Annotated in this window: 1 protein-coding gene; it reads left to right on the forward strand. The window is 65.7% G+C overall.

Annotated features, from left to right (window positions below):
- A partial coding sequence (locus H8A95_RS43460; protein ID WP_229188511.1) for a DUF5801 repeats-in-toxin domain-containing protein occupies nt 1–565 on the forward strand: 565 nt, incomplete at both ends.

The raw sequence follows: 565 nt of genomic DNA on the forward strand, positions 1-565 counted from the left end.
CCCAGGGCCATGCGCTGGACAAGGAGAGCTTCGCCGGCGCGTTCACGGTGAAGACCGGCGCCGACGGCGGCACCACCGCCTATGCGCTGAGCATCGCGGCCAACGGCACGACGTCCAACCTGATCGACAGTGCTTCTGGTCTTGGCGTCGTGCTCGACCAGACCGGCAACACGATCTCGGGCTACGTGACCGGCCATGAAAACCAGGCGGCCTGGCTGGTGTTCACGCTGGCGGTCAATACTGCAACCGGCGACGTGACGCTGACGCAGGACCGTGCGGTGCACGAGAACACGGCGTCGAGCCCGGACACCGGTGAAGGCATCAGCCTGACCGGCGGCCTGGTGACGCTGACGGCGACCGTGACCGACAAGGACGGCGATACGGCGAGCCAGAAGCTCGACCTCAGCTCGCATGTGACCTTCCACGATGACGGCCCGTCGATCTCGCTGAGCGGGAACGTCAACTCCCTGAACACCTATGAGGCCTATCTGTCGGCTTCGACCAATGCCGGCATCAACGGCTCGACGCCGGACCTGGTGCCGACCCAGGGTCATGCGCTGGACAA

Origin of the sequence: Bradyrhizobium oropedii, from assembly GCF_020889685.1 — a bacterium.
GTDB classification, from domain to species: Bacteria; Pseudomonadota; Alphaproteobacteria; order Rhizobiales; family Xanthobacteraceae; genus Bradyrhizobium; species Bradyrhizobium oropedii.